Source organism: Nocardia sp. (assembly GCF_025465275.1).
Classification (GTDB): Bacteria; Actinomycetota; Actinomycetes; order Mycobacteriales; family Mycobacteriaceae; genus Nocardia.
Genome location: NZ_JAODNK010000089.1, coordinates 15,277 through 31,053 on the forward strand (window position 1 = coordinate 15,277; position 15,777 = coordinate 31,053).

Annotated in this window: 17 protein-coding genes; 2 read left to right on the forward strand and 15 right to left on the reverse strand. The window is 67.0% G+C overall.

Annotated elements, in window-relative coordinates:
* Positions 1–11: 11 nt before the first annotated feature.
* Positions 12–377, reverse strand: a complete 366-nt coding sequence (locus tag JWN03_RS21395) for a sulfotransferase (RefSeq protein WP_297617782.1) — start codon at positions 375–377, stop codon at positions 12–14.
* 115 nt (positions 378–492) lie between these two features.
* On the opposite strand from JWN03_RS21395, the gene purN reads away from it, so the two are divergent.
* On the forward strand, positions 493–1,104 hold the full coding sequence (gene purN, locus JWN03_RS21400; RefSeq protein ID WP_297617784.1) for a phosphoribosylglycinamide formyltransferase: 612 nt from the start codon (positions 493–495) through the stop codon (positions 1,102–1,104).
* Here the strand turns inward: purN and JWN03_RS21405 are convergent.
* The 13 genes from JWN03_RS21405 to JWN03_RS21465 form a co-directional block, all read right to left on the reverse strand.
* Positions 1,093–2,115, reverse strand: a complete 1,023-nt coding sequence (locus tag JWN03_RS21405; protein ID WP_297617786.1) for a hypothetical protein — start codon at positions 2,113–2,115, stop codon at positions 1,093–1,095. The two genes, purN and JWN03_RS21405, sit on opposite strands and share 12 nt — an antisense overlap.
* The gene (locus tag JWN03_RS21410; RefSeq protein WP_297617788.1) at positions 2,112–2,960 is read right to left on the reverse strand and encodes a TylF/MycF/NovP-related O-methyltransferase; all 849 of its coding nucleotides are present in this window, start codon (positions 2,958–2,960) and stop codon (positions 2,112–2,114) included. Before JWN03_RS21410 ends, JWN03_RS21405 begins: the two co-directional genes overlap by 4 nt.
* Positions 2,950–3,831, reverse strand: coding sequence for a phytanoyl-CoA dioxygenase family protein (locus tag JWN03_RS21415; RefSeq protein ID WP_297617790.1), 882 nt, complete (start codon positions 3,829–3,831; stop codon positions 2,950–2,952). The genes JWN03_RS21410 and JWN03_RS21415 overlap by 11 nt, the downstream gene beginning before the upstream one ends.
* Entirely contained in the window at positions 3,828–4,397 is a 570-nt protein-coding gene (locus JWN03_RS21420; RefSeq protein WP_297617793.1) for a thioredoxin family protein, read from the reverse strand. Before JWN03_RS21420 ends, JWN03_RS21415 begins: the two co-directional genes overlap by 4 nt.
* Before the next feature lie 5 nt (positions 4,398–4,402).
* A complete protein-coding gene (locus JWN03_RS21425) occupies positions 4,403–5,257 on the reverse strand; it encodes a class II fructose-bisphosphate aldolase (protein ID WP_297617796.1) in 855 nt (284 codons plus the stop codon).
* Complete coding sequence (locus JWN03_RS21430; protein ID WP_297617799.1) at positions 5,254–6,441, reverse strand: hypothetical protein; 1,188 nt, start codon at positions 6,439–6,441, stop codon at positions 5,254–5,256. The genes JWN03_RS21425 and JWN03_RS21430 overlap by 4 nt, the downstream gene beginning before the upstream one ends.
* Positions 6,438–7,691 (reverse strand): fructose-bisphosphatase class II, encoded by a 1,254-nt coding sequence (locus tag JWN03_RS21435; protein WP_297617802.1) that lies wholly within the window; start codon positions 7,689–7,691, stop codon positions 6,438–6,440. Before JWN03_RS21435 ends, JWN03_RS21430 begins: the two co-directional genes overlap by 4 nt.
* Complete coding sequence (gene hisG / locus JWN03_RS21440; protein ID WP_297617804.1) at positions 7,688–8,323, reverse strand: ATP phosphoribosyltransferase; 636 nt, start codon at positions 8,321–8,323, stop codon at positions 7,688–7,690. Before hisG ends, JWN03_RS21435 begins: the two co-directional genes overlap by 4 nt.
* Positions 8,320–9,462, reverse strand: a complete 1,143-nt coding sequence (locus JWN03_RS21445; RefSeq protein ID WP_297617807.1) for a MazG nucleotide pyrophosphohydrolase domain-containing protein — start codon at positions 9,460–9,462, stop codon at positions 8,320–8,322. The genes hisG and JWN03_RS21445 overlap by 4 nt, the downstream gene beginning before the upstream one ends.
* Positions 9,459–10,004, reverse strand: coding sequence for a hypothetical protein (locus tag JWN03_RS21450; protein ID WP_297617810.1), 546 nt, complete (start codon positions 10,002–10,004; stop codon positions 9,459–9,461). Before JWN03_RS21450 ends, JWN03_RS21445 begins: the two co-directional genes overlap by 4 nt.
* Positions 10,005–10,234: 230 nt before the next feature.
* Entirely contained in the window at positions 10,235–11,215 is a 981-nt protein-coding gene (locus JWN03_RS21455) for an NAD-dependent epimerase/dehydratase family protein (protein WP_297617813.1), read from the reverse strand.
* A gap of 13 nt (positions 11,216–11,228) precedes the next feature.
* The gene (gene folP, locus JWN03_RS21460) at positions 11,229–12,128 is read right to left on the reverse strand and encodes a dihydropteroate synthase (RefSeq protein WP_297617816.1); all 900 of its coding nucleotides are present in this window, start codon (positions 12,126–12,128) and stop codon (positions 11,229–11,231) included.
* Positions 12,129–12,167: 39 nt separating this feature from the next.
* Positions 12,168–12,695, reverse strand: a complete 528-nt coding sequence (locus JWN03_RS21465) for a hypothetical protein (RefSeq protein ID WP_297617820.1) — start codon at positions 12,693–12,695, stop codon at positions 12,168–12,170.
* A 720-nt stretch (positions 12,696–13,415) separates the two neighbouring features.
* Between JWN03_RS21465 and JWN03_RS21470 the strand changes: the two genes are divergently transcribed.
* Positions 13,416–14,729, forward strand: a complete 1,314-nt coding sequence (locus JWN03_RS21470) for a serine hydrolase domain-containing protein (RefSeq protein WP_297617823.1) — start codon at positions 13,416–13,418, stop codon at positions 14,727–14,729.
* On the opposite strand, the gene JWN03_RS21475 is transcribed toward JWN03_RS21470, so the two are convergent.
* A partial coding sequence (locus JWN03_RS21475; protein ID WP_297617826.1) for a hypothetical protein occupies positions 14,710–15,777 on the reverse strand: 1,068 nt, incomplete at its 5' end. The genes JWN03_RS21470 and JWN03_RS21475 overlap by 20 nt on opposite strands.

A 15,777-nucleotide genomic window follows, 5' to 3' on the forward strand; every position in this document is an offset into this window, starting at 1 on the left:
CACAGAGGGTTTCACTGTGATGGCACGGGTCGCGGTGCCCGTAGCTGTGGATGCAGCGCCAGCAGGTTGTGCAGAAGGGTGGTCCCGCTACGAGGCAGCCCGAGTATGAAGACCGGCGCGGAGACGGGGATCTGGCAGATCTGCGGATGGCGTTCTGCGTTGTCGCGCAACAGGAGCCGGTTCCGCAGTGCGTCCACGATCATTCCGCGGGCGGCGTCGTACCCGGCGGGGAGCAGTGATTCTCCGGTGGCGTTCACCGCGGTGACCAAGTGGTTCAAGCCGTCCTCGTAGGCCCGGCCGCCGAAATCGCTCAGCCCGCCGGCGCTGAGGATCGCCTCGTGACTGAGACGTTCGCCGGACAACTCGGTCCTCGGCATGGATCTGCCCTCCTTCTCGATGTGGATCACCGGATGTGGTGTTCATGGACGCTTGCCCGGGGCCGGGTGGTGTACTGGGTGCGGGTGCGGGGTCTGCTGTGGAAGACTGCCGGCCATGGGGAAACTCCGGATTGGTGTTCTGGCCTCGCACAACGGATCGAATATGGTCGCGGTCCATGAGGCGTCGCTAGCGCCGGAGGCCGGGTTCGTGGTCGCGGTCGTGATCTCCAACAATTCGAGCAGCGGCGCCTTGGCGTACGCGCGTGAGCACGACATCCCGACAGGGCATCTGTCGGGGCGTACGCACCCCGATCCGGCGGACTTGGACGATGCGATACGTGCTGTGCTGGTCGAGCACGATGTCGACTGGGTAGTTACCGCGGGTTACATGCGCAAGCTGGGTCCTGTTGTGCGCAAGGAATTTTCGGGCCGGATCATCAATATCCATCCGTCGCTGTTACCGCTTCACGGCGGGCACGGCATGTATGGGATGCGGGTGCACGAAGCGGTGCTGGCTGCGGGTGACTCGGTGTCTGGTCCGACGCTGCACCTGGTCGACGAGGAGTACGACACCGGCGCTGTTCTCGCGCAGCGTGAGGTGCCGGTCCTGCCGGAGGACACCGCCGATACGTTGGCGGCCCGGGTACTCGCCGCTGAGCATGTCCTGTTGCCGCAGGAGATTGCACGCATCGCCGCCGAGCGCCACCAGCGGACCTCAGGGGAGTAGCGGCGCACAGTAGGTGATGAAGTCGACGCACTGCTGTAGGCAGCGCAGGTCGATGATCCGGTCGGCGGGGGTGTCGCCGAACCCGCCGAAGCTGACGAAGATCGCGGTCCGGTCGGCACCGGAGGTGGGGTTGGTGACCATGCCCCAGTCGTCGCCGCGGCTGTGCCGTGCGCTGGTGATTTGCACGTCGATTCCTTCGGCTCGCGCGCGGGGGACCGCGTCGTCGCGCAGCCACGCGAACACCGCCGGGGGGACGCTGTAGCCGGTGCCGTCGCCGCTGTGCGGCACTATCAGCGCGCCGGGCGGTGGCACCTGAAAGCCGCCGCGCCGCAGATCGTCGTGAAAAATGCCGTCGACGAAGATGATCCGGGCGCGGGGGTGTAGTTGATGCAGGACGTGGGGGAAGGTGCGCGAGAAATAGCCGTCAGGGGTGTTCTGTTCTCCGTCGGACAGCACGACTGCGGTTGGGACGCCCGCATGATGCAGGCGTGCTGCGGCGGACAAGGCGATGACTGCGCCGGCACGGTCATCGATTGCGGCACTGGAGAATCGGTGACCGACGCGGGTGGTGCGGCGGCTGTAGACGGCGCGATCCCCGAGTAGGACCCCACGCATCGGCGCGATATGCAGGCCGTGTTCGTCGCAGGCCAGATCGGCGTCTCCGAAGACAGTGATCGCACCTTCTCGATATCCGAGGATCGTGATGGGGGACTGGGTCAGCTGAGGCGGGAGACGGTGACAGGCCGCCAAGGTGATGCGGTCCTGATGGACGCCGGTGACACTGAACGAGGCCTCGTCCAGATGCGCGGACAGGAGCACGGCCGCGGTCCGCAGATCGCCGACGATCAGATTCCCTGCCAGCATTGTGGGGCGAGGTAGACCGAGACGGGCGCTGATCGTGGCGATGTCGTCGGTCAGTGCGGAAGTGACGAATTGCTGCGGTACTCGGTGCGCCAGCAGCCGGATCAGGTCGTCCGGTAAGTCGCGGTCGCGGGTCGAAGGCGCGGTCATGGGCGGACCTCGGACATGGTGTGTGTAAGTGGCAGATTGGCTACCGATACTTCGGATTGTGTTGGGCGCGTGGTGAATCGGCCGATGGTCGGTACACGCTCTTCTCGGTGCTGGTCCGGGTCCGCGGTTTTGCGCAGGAATGCGCCTTCGTTGTACGCGCGGCCGTCGCCGTCGCTGAGGACGGTTTCGATGCGGTAGGGGGCGCGGCGGCGGCCGACGAATTCGTGGACCGCGACTGCGGCGCCTGCGTAGTAGAAGTAGTCGTCGATGATCACGATCCCGCCTTCGGACACCTGGTCGAAGAGGGTGTTCAAGCAGGTGAGGACGGGGTCGTACCAGTCGCAGTCGATGCGCAGCACGGCGATCGGGCCGATGGCGGCGGCGTGGGCGGGCACGGTGATGTCGAACCAGCCCTTGATGATTCGGGTCTGCTCGGTGAACCCGAGGCGCTGCGCGGCCGCTACGACATCGTCGTAGTCGGCCCGGCAGTTGTCCTGATACCACGGGCTGGTGGTGTCGCGGATGTACGCCTGGGCTCGGCCGCCGTCGACCTCGGTGGGGGCGGGCAGCCCTTCGAAGGAGTCGAACATCCAGACCTTCCGGTCGGCCTCGCCCGCCCGGCGAAGGGTCTCGGCCATGACGAACCCGGCGCCGCCGCGCCATACCCCGGCTTCTACGAAAGCGCCGGGTACGTCGAGTCGAAGAGTGTTCTCGCACAACGTGATCAGTGACTGCAGTGGTGCGCGGCGCAGCATGGTGTAGTCGGTGACGGTGCGCATGAACGGCTCCCAGGCTCGTCCGTAGGCGCGGTAGTCGGCGTCGGTGTGGGTGAGTTCATTGACCATGACGTTGCGCCTCCGGATGTGGGTAGAGCGGGCTCGCGAGTCCGTCTTGCAGGTGCACGAGCACCTTCGCGCGGCGCGCACGGTTGGGCATCGGGAACTCGAGCGCGAGCGTGCGGACCTGCCTGGTGTGCGTGCCTCGGACCATGCGTTGCGCGAACTCCTGCAAGTCGACGGGTTTGCCGATCGGGTAGGTGTCTTCGGCGGCGTAGTCGAGCCAAAACACCCGCCGGTCGCCGGCGGAGGTGTTGGGCGGGGAGCCGTGCACGGTGCGGAAGTGGTGAATCGACATGCCGCCGGCCGGGACTTCCACGGGAACCATTCTGGCGGTGTCGAATTCGGGATCATCGGCCTGGATCGCCCCGATCATGACACCGTCTTGGTGGTGCTCGAGGATCGGGCGGCGATGTGAGCCGGGGAGGACGTGCAGGCATCCGTTCGCCACGGTGGAGTCGGTCAGCGCGAGCCCGCATACGACCAGGCAGTCGTTGGTGTAGGGAAGGATCGCGAAGTCCTGGTGCGGCTGCAGCGGCCCACTACCCGGGGGTTTGATGTTGACGAACGCCAGTTCGCGGCGCAGGTCAGGTCCGAGCAGGTCCTCGATCGGGTCGAGCACGGCGTCGCTGACACTGATCTCGGTGAACAGTGGGTCCACCGCCAGCGGGTCACGCAGGCCCCGCACCCGCGGCTGCTGCGCGCGGTGATCGGACTCGAGGTCGTACATGGCTGTGTTGGTGGTGGTTTCGGCGGACTGTTCGACCATGGAATCGATCAGCTCGTTCATCCGCCGCAGCTGCTGTTCGGTGAGTACTCGATCCAGGACCAGGCAGCCGTCGTGGCGGAACGCGACTTTCTGGGCGGCGCTCAAACTCATTGGTGGGCCTGCGATTCGGGCCATTTGATGCTGCATCCCAGAGACACTTTTTGGTCGGCGGGGGGCGGCTGCATGCTGAGCATGGACGCGACCGCGCCGCGCAGGCTCTCCCCGGAGACGTGCAATCCGTTGCCCGGGCGGCTGTCGTCGAGTTGGCCACGGTAGTAGAGGGATTGGTCCGGGCCGAACAGGTACAGGTCGGGGGTGCACACGGCACCGAATGCGCGCGCGACCGCTCCGGTGGCGTCGACCAGGTACGGGAAGGTGAACTTGTACTCCGCGATCGCGCGGGCCATACCGTCGGTGCCGTCCTCGGCGTTGGCGCCCGGGTCGTTGGGGTTGATCCCGATGGTGCGGATTCCGGTGTACGCCAGCTCGGAGGTCATCTCGGCAAGGTGGTAGGCGATGTGTTTGACGAAAGGGCAGTGGTTGCACAGAAATACGACCAGGGTGCCGTGGACGCCGGTGAGAGTTCGGCTCTCGTGCAGGACACCGGTGTGGTCTGGCAATTCGAACTCGGGTATCCGCATCCCGATCTGAGCGGGTCCGGATTCGGTCTTCGCCATGGCTTTCACGCCTTCCTCAGGGTGTAGTCGGTCAGTAGAGCGACGAATTGGGAGGTCATGGCCTGCTCGAGCTCGAGTTCGAGGAGCCGGGGTTTGCGGGCGGTGTCGCTGGCACCGATGACAGCGGTGCGGATGGTGTTCATGTACGTGGTGCGCAGCGCTGTTTCGATGTTGATCTTGCGCAGGCCGGCGTCGATGCCGGCGCGGATCTCGTTGGGCAGCACCCCTGAGGATCCGTGCAGTACCTGCGGCAGGGTCGTGGCTTCGGCGACGCCTCGGATCAGATCGAGATCCAAGTGCCGGGTGCGTACGCGCATGCCGTGCACCGAGCCGTGATCGAAGCCGAGGATGTCCGGGCGGCAGGCCTGGGCGAACGCGACGATCTGTTCCACCGTCGTCGTCGCCGCTGCGGGCGCGGGCACGGCATGGTCGATGTGCCCGAGCCGCCCAGACACGAATTCGAGTGAGACCCCGGTACCCAGCTGGGTGCGCAGTTCGCGAGCGGCGGTGAGGTAGGCGTCAGGTTCGAGGTCGCCCTCGTTGAGGAAGTTGGCGCTGGTGAAACCTTCGGCGATCGCGGCGTGTAGCTCGGCGTGGTTGTGGCAATGGTCCAGATGCAACGCATAGGGCACGTCGGGGAAGGCCTCGCCCGCCAACGCCACCAGCTGCGCGGTGTGCAAGTAGCCCAGCGCCTGCGCGGCGGGCTGGGAGTAGGCCAGGACCACCGGGCATTGGGTCTGGGAGGCGGCGCGGAACGCCGCGCGCGCCATCGTGAAGGTCTCGATGTTGAACGCGCACAACGCATGCTGAGCAGGCAGATCCGCCAGCAGGTCGGTGATGGAGCGGGCGAGATTGATCATGCAGGGCCTCCGGGTGTGTGGGTGAACAGGTGAACTCCGAGCTTGTTGGCGGTCGCGATCTGCATCCGCCCGTCGGGGAGTCGGCGGGCGGCGAAGTGCAGTCCGACGCCGCTGTGGTCATCGATGAGCTCCACACGCGGGCTGAGGGCCGGGTCGGCGTGGACGCCGATGCGCAGCAGCACCGGGGTGGCGGCGGGGTCGATGTCGTGGTGGGGTCCATGGGCGTGCCAGCGTTTGCCGGTGATCACCCACGCATCGCAGGGCTCATCGGCGGTCGCGGGCAGCACCGCCAGTGCGTGCAGTTGGGAGGTGACCGCTTCCACGGTGTGGCGGCGGTACAGGCGGCGTCGGGTATCGGCGTCGAGGAGGTCGAAGCGCCAGCAGCCGCGCCCGTGCGGGCTGGCACCGAACAATGTGGCGGGGTGGTCGCCGAAGCGGTGTGCGTGGATCCCGGCTACATCGCCGAGCCCTGCGAGCGGGGCGGGAGCGTTCTCGACAAACAGCGGTGTCCACTGCCACGGCGCGCGAATATCGTCCGCGGGTGTGTATGCCCCTAAGGGAGTGAGGATGTGCGGTTGATCATCGGTGCCGATCGCACCGACACCGAGCCCGTGCCAGTTTCCGCCGTGCTCGCCCACGGGGTGCTCGATCCACGGCGCGGTCGGATCGGAATCGGGTTCGTACCAGGCGATCCGAGGACGGGCCGGGACAGTCACGAGCCCGTGGGTGCCGTCGGTGTCGAGCGGGGTGTAGGTCGCCGATTCGTAGATTCCGCCGCCGGTCACCTCGGACGCTGTCCAGTCGGTGTCGTCGCCGCGGCGGTAGTGGCGAATGAGGTCTTGGTGCATGCCCACCGACAGCAACGAGTCCGGTCGGCCCTTCCCGGTTCTGATCGGCCAGTCGTAGGTCGCGGCCCGGTACTGGGGTGGATTGCCTCCGGTGGCCCGCAGGTGGGCGTGCGGGTCGGGGCGCGACCCGCCACCCCACGGCGGCAACCACGCTGGCGGTGTTTCGCGGAATTGTGTTGTCGGCCCGGGTGTTTCGTGGTCGGTGAGCGGCCAGCGGTACGGTCCGGCGACGAGGTCGTCGACGCCATCGCCGGTCATGTCCGCGAACGCGCAGGATTCGGCGACGAAAGCGGAGGTCAGCACTTGATGGCGCCAGTGCGCGCGTGTATCGATCACCGTTGCACCTCGTGAAATGCGGTGGTGGGAAGCGGGTTTCGTCCTTCGGCGAGCGCGGCCAAGTCCTCGCACTCAGCGACGGTGGTCCAGGACAGGTCGCGGTACCAGTCGCGGGCGGGGCACGGCAGCACGCCGGGCTCGGTGACCGCGACCGATTCGAGGCGGCGGCTGATCCCGGCGGGGGTGCGGATGAGCGTGTCGACGTCGAGACGGTTGGTACCGCTGCTCCAGCACGGGGCATGTAGCAGTGGTTCACGCTGTGTCAGCGACGGTTCCGTCGGCGTGCTCAGGGCGGCGATCGCGACCACGGCGTCGGTCCCGATGCCGAAGTTCCGCTGGCGCAGGGTTTCGGTCACCTCGGTGATCGGTGTGTCGGCGGCGTCGAATCGGGCGAGTTCGGCGGATGTGAACAACGCCCGCAGGGCATCGACGTCGGCGCGGTCGCGGGCCTGCAGGTAGCTGTGCAGATAACCGGCCAGCCCGTCTGCGCGGGAACGGATCCGGTCGCGGGAGACAACCAGGCCACACCAGCTTCGATAGAGCCCGGATTGAATCTGGGCTTCCACCAGGCCGATCCGGCCGAACTCGAGATCGCATTCGTAGGGCAGAGGGATCGAGGCGTCGCCGACGGCGACCCAGCCCGGCCCGGCGAGCGTGGGACGGTACCCGGTTCGGCTGCCGATCGTGATCCTTGACTGTGGGCCCGCGAGCGCGCGCAGCAACGCGAGGTTGTCGTCGCGGTGCAAAGTCGCGGTGAGCAGTTCAGGCCGTTGCAGGTGGACGGCGATGATCGGGAAGGGGCTGGTGTCGAGAGCGTGGGACACATCCACCGAATGCGCGCCGATCGCGAAAATCGCCTGTGAGTCGTCGAGATACGTTGTAACAGAAGGCGCCTGGGTGAACGCGGCCACGCTGACCGCGCGTGGGCCACCGCGCGCGGCGTTGAGTGTGCCGTCGACCGGATCGCAGACCAGTTGCACCGCACCAGGACCCGCCGCGGGCGGCAGGATCAGTGGTGGCGCGCCGTCGCGGGCGCCCTCGCAGGCGGCGACGGTGATCGGCCCCAGCCCGTGCCGGATCGCCGTGGTCAGTGCTTGGGCGAGGGCGTCGGTCGCGGCGATGTCGATGCGGGCCTTCACCTGCGGCCCCAGACCCAGATACGGGTACGCGGCCGCGACTGCCCGGGCGGTCGCGTGCGCGGCGGCCCCTGCGTAGTGGTCGGGGGAGTCGCGCAGAATGTGGCTGCTCATACCGGCCTCGCTGCGGTGGCGTAGCAGCAGTCGGGATCGGCGGAGGTCGCGTGGGCGGCGGCGATGATCTGAAGGGCGATCGGATCGGTGAGATCGGTTCCGGGGCGGGCGATCAGGCGCACGTCGCAGCGCAGCAGCTCCCGGACCTTCTGCAGCTGGTTGGCTGCGGCGGTGGTGCCGGTTTCGACGCAGTCGACCGCGAGGTCGGTGAGCCGCCCCGGGTATACCTCTGCCGATCCGGCGACCGTCCGGATCGTGCCCGCTTCGGGCACGAGGCGTTCGGTCAGTCGCGGATACGGTGTTGCGACGCTCACCGGCCCGTCCCCGGCGCAGGTCCGGTCGGTGGGGGCGAGTAGACAGATCCGCACGTGGTACCAGCACAGCGGCATGAGCGGCAGGCAGGTGCAGCCGTGTTCGGCGATCCATTCGTCTGACCCGACCGCGAAGTCGACCAGACCGTCGCCGATGGCTGCGGGGAGGTCGGGGACTTTCAATGCCAGAGCTTCGATATCGCATGCCGGACGGTGGAAGACGTATCGGCGTGGATGGTTCTCGACGACGAATCCCAATCCCCGTAGCAGGTCACGGCTGTGGGGCCACAGCCGCCCGGTCGGGACGCCCAGGCGGATCACGCCCGGCTCCCGGCGACGACTTCCAAAGCTCGTGAGGGCCGCAGTCTTCCGTGGCTGGCCATCTGTCGCCGGCCTTCGCGTTCGAGAGCGTGACTGGAGCTGACGGCCAGATCGACGCCCTCAATGTTGGCCAGGCACAGCAACCAGTTGAACAACTGCCCCAACTCCTCGCTCAGGCGCGCGGGGCTCTCGCCGCGGCGGATCGCGGCGGCGAGCTCACCGAGCTCCTCGACCGTCCACACGAACGCCCCCTCCGGCCGATATCGGCCGTACACCTGCAGCGCGGTGTCCTGCATAGCGCGCACTCCCGCCAGTGCCGCCGCCGAATACCGAATGGGCGGCGTGCCGATCAGCATCTGCACATCGCCGTGACCGACCCACTCCTGGAGCTGATCGAGGTCCGCAGACACAGCCGCTGCCCCCGACATCAGCGCGTCGATGTGGGTGCGCTGCACACTGTCGATCGTGGCCAGCAACGGACCTGCGCCGGTACCGCGGATCATCCGTGCCCATCGGCGGTCGCTCACTCCGAGGCAGCCGGCCAGATACGGGCGCAGCATCTTCGCTGGCATAAACCGGCGGGCATCGCCGTTCACCACCGCTACAGCACCTACCGGGCAGATCGCCGATGTAGTGATCGGGCTCTGCCACAACGCATCTGGTGCCAGCGCGACCGCCGTCGCAGGTACCTGCCGCGCATCGACCAGCACATGCGGCCCGGATACCGCCGACGGGCCCATCCTCCACGCCGCCGGATCGGGGTCCTCGAGCAGCAGGACGGCGTCGCCGTGGTGCGTCGTATGCAGCAGACTGCCCTGCAGATACAGCCTTCCCGACATCCACGCCAGGACCGCGAACACCGGGGCGGTCGCCAGCGCGCACGCGCTGTCCCATGTCGCGGCCCGCACGGTGACCACGAAGTCGTCATCTGCGGTGTGGCGCACCGTGACTGCGGGCCCGGTGGGTGTGGGGTCGGGCGTAGTTTCGACGACGATGTCGAGGCCGAAGAGTGTGCCCACCGGCACGCGGGTGCCGCCGTCGAGGCCGAGCACGGCGATGTCGGTCTCGTCGGTGGGAGAGGGGACGGGCAGCCACTGCACGATCACGCGATGTCGTTGCGGCTGTGCTGCGGCGGTCATGACAGCACACCGACCGGGAGAGCCTGTGCGGATTCCCACGCGGTGCCGACCGCTGTGGTGTCGAGCTCGGTGAGTAGGTGCATGTGCTGCGCGTACTGGTCGTGGTGGACGCTCAGATGTCCGCGGATCCGGTCCCTGGCCGCTGATTGAGCGGCGGCATTGGTGTGCTCGAGGGCGGCAGCGAGGCGGCGCCCGAAACCGTTGAGCCGCAACTGCCGTTCGGGCCGGTAACCGCCGCAGAACTTCGCGGCGACCGGGAACTGATAGAGCAACTCGGCGTCGGTCAACTCGTGCAGCAACCGCTCACAGGTGCGCGGGTCCTGCAGCAGCGGCACCGACCAGCCCGCGACAGCGGCCAGCGCGGGAATCGAGGCGTGCGAGGCGAGGTAGACGTTCCCGTCGATCAGCTCAGCGCGGCGAAACTCCGCATCCCACAACGACAGCAGCACCGCTGTGCCCAGGGTAGGGCATGCCATCAGGTCGGTGCGGCAGGACTGCGCGAGCTCCTCGAGCGCTGCGCCGAGGAACTGCGGCACGCTCACGCCTTCGCCGGTCGTGACGGTGACCTGCGAGTCGCTCGAATTCCACCGGCGCGTCAGTGTCAGCCAGCCGACCGTGCCACTGGAAAAACGCCGGTAGGTGCGGTCAGGTTCGATCGTTAGCCATGGTGCCCGCAGGTCGGGAGGAATGTCGTTGGCCCGCAGCTTGTGACGGACTTCGGAACGGGAACACAGCACTGGTGCTGTAGCGCCACTGGGGGTGTTTTCGAGGTTCACTGAGAATCTCTTTCCGAGATCGCGGAGGGCATCAGCGCTGTCGCGCGGGAGCACTGGACGAGTCCAGATTTGAAGCGTCGCGGTTGCCAGCCGAGATGGTCGCGGGCCTTGTCGTGCGGAATCTGTGCGTGGCGCAGTTCGACCTCGAGGCGGCGGCGGTAGTCGGGCCGGCCCAGCAGGGTCCGCCACGGTGACCGCAATCGCAATGACAACGCTGATTCGCGATGTGGCGCACCGGAGTTGGCGAGCCGGTGGTGTGCGTAGGCCCAGTCCCACCAGCTCAGGCCTTCGTCGTGGACGAGGTTGTAGGTCTGCCCGCGCGAACGCACCGAGACCGCGGCGGTCGCGATGGCATCGACGACGTCGCTTTCGTAGACGGGAAATATCCGGCCGCCGTCGCCGAGCACGCCGATACTGCCTGCGCGCGCTTTCGCCAGATACCGCTGGGTCCAATACACCGAGTGCGGTCCGTAGATCATTCCCGGCCGCACGATGGTGTAGCCGTCGCCACGGTTGCGGTAGGCGCGGGAAACTGCTTGTTCCGCTGCGTATTTCGATTCCGAGTAGGCGTGCCTGTTTGGGGTGTGTGGCTGGTCCTCGGTCAGGATGCGGCCCGCGAACTGGCCGTAAGCCTCGATCGAGGACACGAACACCATTCGCGCTGCGCGCGACGCGGCCGCGCGCGCCAGGTGCTCGGTCGCGTCGGCATTGACCTGGAACAACTCGTTGCGTGGCTCGCGACCCAGCCGCGCAGCAGCGTGGATGACGATCTCGGCGCCGTCCACAGCGCGCTCGCATACGGCGGGGTCCACCAGGTCGCCCACGACGACCTCGCATCCGGCCGAGACCCACCGTTCGGCTTGCTGTTGGCTGCGCACGACGCACCGCACCTGCGCGGGGCCGCGCGGTCGAGAGAGCGTGGTGGCGAGCAGGCCACCGAGATAGCCTGCGGCTCCGGTGATCACGATCAATCCCATATCGGCCGGTCCCTCACGCTGATCTGTCCGGCATCGGCGGGGAGCTCACATGTTGGGCGAGCGCGTCCCAGACGTCGAGCATCTGCGCGTACGGCTGCACTTCGTGCACGCGCAGGTAGCTGCAGCCTCCGGCGACGACTGACCACAGTGCGCCGACGATGCTGCCGCCCAGGCGCTGCTCCGGCGGCACCGGACTGATCGCCTGCACGAACTGCTTGCGGGAGGGTGCCGACATCTGCGCGACACCGAGTTTGCTGAACTCGTCCAACGCTGCCAGCAGTTCGTAGTCGTGGAACGGCCGTTTGCCCGCGCCGAGGCCGACGTCGATCACGATGTCGTCCTTCGTGATCCCCGCGCTGGTCAGCGTTTCGATGCGCTCGGTGAAGAAGTCCGTGACCTGTCCGACGACATCCTCGTACCGGGGGCGATTGAGCTTGCGGCCCGCGTGCCCGCCGGGCCCTTCCAGATGCATGAGAAAGACCGGCACCTGGTGCTCGGCGGCCAGTGCGATCATCTCCGGCGCGAAATGCATTGCGGTGACGTCGTTGATGGCCCGCGCTCCGGCCGCCAGTGCCGCTTCGGCTACCTTCGGGCGAAACGTGTCGATGGTGACAACCACCTGCGGGAACTCCGCGACGATCGCCTCGACGAACGGCAACGTGCGTTCGAGCTCGGTGTCCTCGCTGACCCGGCGCGCCGCGGATCCTCCTGAGAGGCCGCCGATCTCGATGAAGTGGGCGCCCTGCTGGATATGCTGGCGTGCGGCGGCCACTGCGGCGTCGACGTCGGTGGTCACCGAGCCGGAGAAGTAGCTGTCCGGCGACGTGTTCACCACCGCGACGAGATCGACGGCCCAGTCCAGTCGTGGCGGCCACGTCGTGGCGAGTCGGCGCAGGTCAGCGTCCGGTTGCATGGCAATACCTTTCGTCGGTCGAGCAGTCGAGGTGCAGGTTCACAGCTGCCGCAACGCGGTCAGCGTCGCGTGCAGGGTCGGCAGATCCACGGCTCGATCCACCGTTAGCCCGCGCCGCGCGGCTCGCTGCGCGGGACTGACCATGGCCGGAACCATCGCGCCGCAGTCGACCAGTTCGGTCAGCGCGGCAGCTTTGCGTGGACAGCACACTGCCCGGCAACCCTTGTGCTCCTGCATGATTCGATGAGCCGCCAGTCGGCCGATCGACCCGCCGGGATCGGTGTGTCCGCCCGGAAGTGGCACCAGAAAGGGCTGCAGGAACGACTCCGGTAGCGGTAGCGGCGCGAGATCGGGCGCGGGCTGGCAGGTGTCGTCGGCGGGCTCGTAGGCCCTTGCCCAGGTTTCCGGCGGGTTCACCGTGATCAGATCGACGTGGTCGCAGAGCGGGCCCGGCCGGTGATCGACGTGCGCGAGGTCAGGAACGATCAGTGCTGACACCTGCAGGCCTCGAGCGAAGTCGACGATCAGCTGCAGCAGATTCGGCGCCATCTCTGGCCAAATGCGCACGACATGGAGCATGTCGTAGCCCAAAGCTTTTGCCGCAGAAATGATTAGCGCGGTGTGCCGCTCCAGGCGGGGGCCCGAGAGGTCCTCGCGGATGAAGCCCAGCGCGGTGGGCCTGCGTCGTGGTCGCCCCGGGGGAGCCAGTGGTACCGACGGGCGAAGCGCACGCGAGGGCAACGGTGCCGGGTCCGAGGTGGAAGGGTGGTGTCGGGGTGTGCTCACCCCGGGGGCCACCGCACCCGATGGTCGTTGTGTCATCTGCTGCTCGCCTTGTCCGTCAGCTGTCCGATTCACCGCAGAGCGGAGGTTCGTGTGCGCGCGGAGCGCCTGATAAGTGTTGTTTCCCAACGCATTCCGCAACTCGGTGTGATCTCAGGGTCGTCCACTCGTGGGCGATCGGGAAGGTGGAGCATGCGGACAAGAGGTCTTTGTCCGCATGGTCGGCGCAGTGATCGCGACCCGGATCACCCGGGGTGATGGTGAGGCGAATCATGCTGTAGGCCAGTGGGTTCAGAGAAACCTTGCTCTGAGCTTGACGGGAGAGCCCGTTTTTGCGGACTGATGTCGAGGTAGGACTTCAGGATCCAGCGGCGACCTAGCGGAAGTCAGGTAAGAGTCGACAATTCAGCCCCGATCTGCTGGCAATAACTCACATCGCCACGCAGCGGTCGAGCTTCATATGGTCGGTGCCGCCGAGCGTGAGATCGTGAGATGCTGCTCAGCATGGACACCGATTTCCAGTCGGCGCTGGCCGCTCGTGTGGTGCGTGAACAGAGCGCCGGGCGGCTGCCGAGTCTGAGCGTTGCGGTCGGTGTCGACGACGTGCTGCGCGCCGAAGCATCGGCGGGATTCGCCGATGTCGAAGGCCGCATCCTGGCCGGCGGTCAGGCCTTCCGTATCGGCTCGATCACCAAGACGTTCACCGCGGCGCTGACGTTGCTGCTGTGCGAACGTGGTGACCTGGTGCTCGACGCGCCGATCGGTCGATACCTGCCTGAGGCGCCTGAAATCGGGATCGGTCACCTCACCTTGCGCATGCTGCTGTCACACAGCAGTGGTCTGCAGCGCGAGGTACCCGGCGATATGTGGGTCAGTATGCAGGGCCCTTCGGCCTCGGAACTGCTCGAGGCCCTGGTCCAGGTCGAATTGATCGCCGAGCCTGGGCAGCGATGGCATTACTCCAATCTCGGCTATGCGGTGATCGGATCGGCGATCGAGCACGTCACCGGTCGCCGGTGCCAAACGCTGATCGATGAGTTGCTCATCGGCCCTCTCGAGCTGACACACACCAGCTGGACAACCCCGCCGGGCGCCGCGATCGGTTACCGCCTCGATCCCTATATCGACCGTGTCCACCGTGAGCCGGGCATGGACCAGGCTGCCGTCGGCGTGGGCGGGCAGTTGTGGTCGACCACTGGGGACCTGCTGCGGTGGGGACATGCCTTATGTGCAGGTCAGCCCGACGTCTTACCGCTTACAGTCGTCGATGCCATGCACCGGATCCAGGTCATGGTGGACACCGAGTCCTGGACGAAGGGCTGGGGGATGGGCCTGATACTCGAACGGCGCGGCGATCACATTCTTGCGGGCCATACCGGTGCGATGCCCGGGTTCCAGGCGGCACTGTCCATCGACCGCATGACCACCACAGTCGTTGTCGCACTGTGCAATGCGACCCGCGGCATTGCCCTGAGCGACCTCGCCGGCGACATCGCTCTCGAGGCCATCGCTGCCCGGCCCGCGCCAACTCCGCCGGTGTGGGAACCGGCGCCGGCGTGCCCGCAGGATGTCGCGGATCTGGTCGGCAGCTGGTGGTCGGAGTCTGATGAGATCGCCATCCAGTGGCGCCGCGGCGGCCTGTACGCGCATCTCGTGGCGAGTCCGGCCACCACCGGCACCTCCTTCGCCATCGAGGCACCCGGACGATTCCGTGCGGTCGCCGGACGGCTACAGGGAGAGCTGCTGGTGGTGACACGCACGCCGTCGGGTGTCGAATTGCGTTGGGCGACTTACCCGCTCACCCGTTCGCCGCGATGAATCCCTGTAGTCGCCCGCGGGTCACCGCTGTTGTCGACTCATCGGCGGTGACCGACAGTGCGCGATCGGTGGTGCGGAAGACCTGCAGTACCCGAGGGGTTACCGGTGTGCCACTGGCATAGATAAGGGTTCGTTCGATGGCAGACATTGCGGCATCGACTTCTCCGGTCTGCAGGTCGGCGATCGAGCGCTCGAGCTGCCAGATGAGGTTGTTCCTGACGAAAGTCGCAGGACCGGTGCTCTGCTGCTCGGTCAGGGCCTCGACAGCGTCGTGAGGATTGCCCAGGTCGAGCAGGCACGATCCGCGATGACCGGCCAGGGCTGTGTGGTCGAAGACGGTGAGCCAATCCGGATCGTTGGCCTCATCCTGATGCTGGTCCAGGTGGGTCTCGGCGAGCGCGAGCATCTCCTGGCAGAGGCTGGCTTCGTTGAGTTTGGCATGTGCCCGGGCGGCCATGGTGGCGACGAACGCGGTCAGCCGCCGGTTCCCGCTGCGCTTCGCCCACGCCAGAGCGCCGTAGGCGAGCTCCACCCCGCGAGCCGGATCCCCGTTCCAGGTGTGGATGAACGCCGAGTTCGGCCCACCGATATAGGCGACCAAGTCCAGGGCCTTCGCCTTCTCGGCATTGCTGCGGGCACGGGCGAGAATGGTCTCCGCTTGCCGCAGGTACCCGTGGTCGAAGCTGATCCACGCTGTCAGTTGCTGAGCTTCCGCGACTGCCCGCCACAACCCTGCGTGCTGGGCCACCGAGGCTTTCGCCGCTAGCGCCTCGACGGCTTTGATGCAGCGTTCGACCTGTTGGAGCTGGCCTGCGGCCATCGTGTGGTCGTGGCAGCGGACATCGATGATCAGCGTCCGCAACGTCTCCTCAGCGGTATCGGGTGTGAGGTCCTCAGATCTGAGATCTCGCTCCGGCTCGAGGAATGCCGATGCGAGACGTACCAGTTCACCGGAAGCCTCGAATACTTCGTCCAGCCGCTGCACCAGGTCCGGGTGCGGCCGTCGCTCCGCTTTCTCGATCCGGCCGAGCAGGGCACCGCTGACGAA